The organism is Psychrobacter sp. FME5 (assembly GCF_014861375.1).
Lineage (GTDB): Bacteria > Pseudomonadota > Gammaproteobacteria > Pseudomonadales > Moraxellaceae > Psychrobacter.
The window spans coordinates 1-4,193 of sequence record NZ_RRYX01000163.1 but is presented as its reverse complement, the minus strand read 5'-3'; the positions used below and the strand labels follow the sequence as shown (position 1 = coordinate 4,193).

3 protein-coding genes are annotated in these 4,193 nt (G+C 44.0%); 1 reads left to right on the top strand and 2 read right to left on the bottom strand.

The annotated features are described in order from the left end of the window. The coding region (locus EI161_RS13560; RefSeq protein WP_192528923.1) for a helix-turn-helix domain-containing protein at positions 1-277 on the bottom strand (277 nt) is incomplete at its 3' end. 251 nt (positions 278-528) lie between these two features. Next, on the bottom strand, positions 529-3,309 hold the full coding sequence (plsB, locus tag EI161_RS13555) for a glycerol-3-phosphate 1-O-acyltransferase PlsB (RefSeq protein ID WP_192529790.1): 2,781 nt from the start codon (positions 3,307-3,309) through the stop codon (positions 529-531). A gap of 247 nt (positions 3,310-3,556) precedes the next feature. On the opposite strand from plsB, the gene ybaK reads away from it, so the two are divergent. Beyond that, positions 3,557-4,060: a Cys-tRNA(Pro) deacylase gene (gene ybaK, locus EI161_RS13550; RefSeq protein WP_192529789.1), complete on the top strand. Its 504-nt coding sequence runs from the start codon at positions 3,557-3,559 to the stop codon at positions 4,058-4,060. The last annotated feature ends 133 nt before the right edge of the window (positions 4,061-4,193 follow it).

Here is a 4,193-nt window from a genome sequence, read left to right as displayed (position 1 = left end):
CTATTTGTTCAGGACTCCAGCTGTCTTTTAGCTTATCTGTGACCCAATCCCATACGTCAGCGATGATGCTGGGCGCATTGTTTGACCGTCTGTCACAAGCCTTGTTATTAGCATTCTTTGCTCGGTAACCGCGCAGGCCTTTATTACGCCTAAGCTCTCTTGATATGGTGCTGGGACTTCTGTTTAACGCCCTCGCTATAAATTTAATACTATGTTTTGCCCCTTTAAGGGCATAAATCTGGTATCGTTCACCTAGGCTTAGATGTGTATAGTTCATGGTTGCAATCTCACTTTGGTCGGTGGATAAAAACTTTGATGCTAGCGCATCTAGGTCTTTTTTTCACCTCACATTTGGTATTGCACTTCATGTGTTAATCTAAGGCATAAAAAAGACCTCCAATTATTTAGAGGTCTTTTTTTGTGCGTCACTTGGTTAAGATATAGTTAAAATACTTTAAAAACGCTACGATACTGCGGGTATGGTTTTTTTGCAGCCCCTATAATTGGCTCAAGATACCTGACTAAAACCTAACGCTTACGACCAAATTTACGCTGCTTTTTATTACTAATCTCAGTAATCGCATGGGTGATTTCTGCTTCGTCTAAGCTGGCCACTTGCTGCAAAATTTGCATCATATCAGGTGTCAGGACGTACTTGGCATGATGGGCAATATCGTTGATACGCTGGTCAAAGGTCAATACCCCAGTTTCATCATCTTTTTGCAAGTAATCAAGACGAGTCAAGGCACTGATAAAGCTGGTGAATAACGCGCGGTCAAAGAAATCAGGAATATCATCTGCATATAACACCGATAAGCGTTGACCAAGCAGATGACACAAGTCAACGACTTCGTTTTCGGTTAAATTGCCTGAGCCTTGCTGAGCGAGTAGGGCAAGCGTCATAAAGTAACGCTCAAGACTTTGGCCAACGGGAGTGGCGAGAACTTGCAGCTGCTGATAGCATTTACTATTGGTCTCAGGTACGCTAAGTATGCCATCGCTCAATTCTATAATCAGTCCGTGCGCGATTAAGATATCAATTTTCTTATTTAGCGTCTCCGCTAAGCCATGCGCTGGATAATGTAAAAACAGCTCGCTCTGTAAGAATGGATAGAGTTGTTTGGCAATATTATCTAAACGGCTGCGCTCGATACGACCATTACGCGCCACGAGTGCTGATAAGAAAGACAGTAGAATAAACACATGCAAGATGTTATTGCGGAAATAGCTGAGCAATGCCGCTTGCTTGCCTGCAATTTGAATGATATCGCCTAAGATGTGCGGCGTACGCTCAATGAGCTTTAGCTTAATACCATAATCGATGATTTGTTGCGGACTCATATCAGTGATAACCGTGTCATCCGAATATGCCAGCTGTTGAGCAAGACCTTGATAGAGGGCGATTTGCTCGCGGCAGATATTTTCATCTAGAGCGGCTTTGGGTGCTGATAATAGCACCAATGACAATAGTGATACGGGCGTGACTACCGCGGCTTTATTAATATGCTGCATGACTTTCACGCCAATATTATCGACCATCGCACTGGCTTTATCATCGAGTGGCGTATCGGTGCGATCTGCCGGTAAACTATTGGCTGGTACATCGAATTTGGTCATAAAGTCGCTAAGATGTAGCGGTGTGCCAAAGCTTAAGTGCACATTTCCAAAGATACGCTCAATCTTACGGCCGACTTTAAGCAATCCAATCAAAGACTCAGACTCTTTGGGTTTGCCCTTTAACTCACCAACGTAAGTACCACCTTCCATGATGCGCTCATAACCAATATAGGTTGGAATAAATACCACGGGCTTATTGGTCTGGCGCAATTGGCTATGTACGGTCATTGCTAGCATGCCCATTTTCGGTGGCAATAAACGTCCTGAACGTGAGCGACCGCCTTCAATAAAGTATTCAATCGGTGTATGACGCGTAATAAGGGTATGCATGTATTCACGTAATACCGCGGTGTAAAGCGCATTACCACGGAAGCTACGGCGTATATAAAAGGCAACGGCACCGCGTAATAGCGGACCCAATACTGGCACATCTAAGTTGTCACCGGCTGCAACATAAGGAATACTTAAGCCGCGCTTATAGATAACATAAGATAATAGAAGGTAGTCGACATGACTGCGATGGCAAGGCACATAAATCAGTTCATAATCAGCCGCTAGCTCTCGTACGCGCTCAAAATGATGCACTTCCACACCGTCATATAGCTGCGTCCACAACCAGGTTAAAAACTTATAAAAACCGCGCACGATAGAGTGTGAATAATCATTGACCATCTCGTTGGCATAGTTTTTTGCGAGTAGACGCGTTTCACGAGTGCTGGTACCGGTTTCTGCCGCTTCCGCTTCTATCGCATGTTTAATGGCCGGTGAATAAACGAGCTTGTCTACCAAGTTACGCCTGTCTGATAAATCGGGACCGAGCATACTGGCCCGCTGTTTATCCAGATAAATCGTTAGCTGCTGTTGCAACGAGCGCACCAGTTCACGATTGCCATCGGCAGCCGCGACCAATGCATAGCTTGGTGCTTGGACTGTATTTTCGACGTCATTGTTGTTACTGCTGCCATCGTTCAAGCCGCTATTTTCTAAATCAATATTTTTAGGATAGGTGGCGACCGAGTCCAAGACTACTGGCCCCTCACCATTCCCTTCGAGGCTATCATTAATAAGGGTACGTAAATCTTGCGGTGGATGGAACTGCACAAAGGTATCGCGTCCCATCACCCCAATATTAAATAATTGCTTGGTGATGCTTGGATCTTCCCAGTTGTCAGCGGTCAGCAGTTTAAATAGCGAATCTTCTTTTTCTGGCGCGCGTCCCCATAGGATAGATACAGGAACCAAACGCACTTTTAACTCTGGATATTGCAGGACAGCAGAAACCAAGCGTGACAGGCGCGGTGATAGCTGACTGTCTTTGGCATTTGGATGATTTAAAAATATGATGGCGGCATTTTCTTTAATATTATGAGCGATATCATTTACCCCAACCAACGCTGGTGGTAGGTTGTGCTCTTGCGTTTGCAAATCAATCAAAATGCTGTTGGAACGTGAGTAATCTTGCAACACATAAAATCTTAAGGTTTGATCGTCAGCGTCGAACTCGGGTAACTCACCCAATAATTTAGGTTTGACAGCGACGTCGAGCATCTGCCCCGAGATTTTACGGTAGAGCTGATTGATTGGTGCATTAGAGTAAGGCTTGGTGGCGATTGGATTGATATCAGTTTCAGAAGAACTGTCAGTCGCAACTGGCGCTTTAAAAATCCGTTTTTTTAAGAACTTCGGTATCATAATCAGTATCAAAATTAGTCAAATGTGTTGCGCTTATAATGCCATAAAAGCCATCAAAGCGATATATAGTGTCTGTATATACTGCCACTATTCACAGGTTTGAGGTAGTATATAGTGAGTTAGGCCGCTTTTAATAAGGTCTCGTATTTGAAGATTAACCTATTTAGCGTAATAATAGTTTGCCTACAACCGCGACCAACCATGTGTAAGCCTATCATTTAACCTCACTGATTTGAGTTAAAATATTATGACGCCAGCCATCAATCTTGCCAAAAAATGCGCTCTTAATTATCAATTGCACGAATATAGCCATGACAGTAACGCCGCCTCCTTTGGTTTAGAGGCGGTAGAAAAACTCGGCGTTGATGCCGCTCAAGTGTTTAAAACCTTGGTCGTGTTGACCGATGCTGGTGCGCTCGCAGTTGCGGTATTGCCCGTAGAGAAAACCTTAAACTTTAAAAAAATGGCCAAAGCACTGTCTGTTAATAAGCTGTCTTCTAATAAAGTACTGTCCTGCAAAAAGGTCCAAATGGCAGACCCAAAACAAGTCGAACGCAGTACTGGCTACGTACTCGGCGGCGTCAGTCCATTGGGGCAAAAAAAGCGTTTGGCGACTATTATCGATAGTTCAGCTGAAGTGCAGCCAACTATTTATGTGAGTGGTGGTCGGCGTGGTTTAGAGATTGAGCTGCCACCTGCGCAACTGGCTGCCACTCTTGATGCTCGATTTGGCAGTATTGTTGATGATTAAAAGTGTCCTTAATAATTCGCCATTGAGCTTGGACTAAGATAATCTCTGGTATAGTCAGTTAGAAATAGAATCGCCGCATTAGGGCGTGTTGAACATTGGCGACAAATTGATGGCAAAAAAAATAGCGAACGGT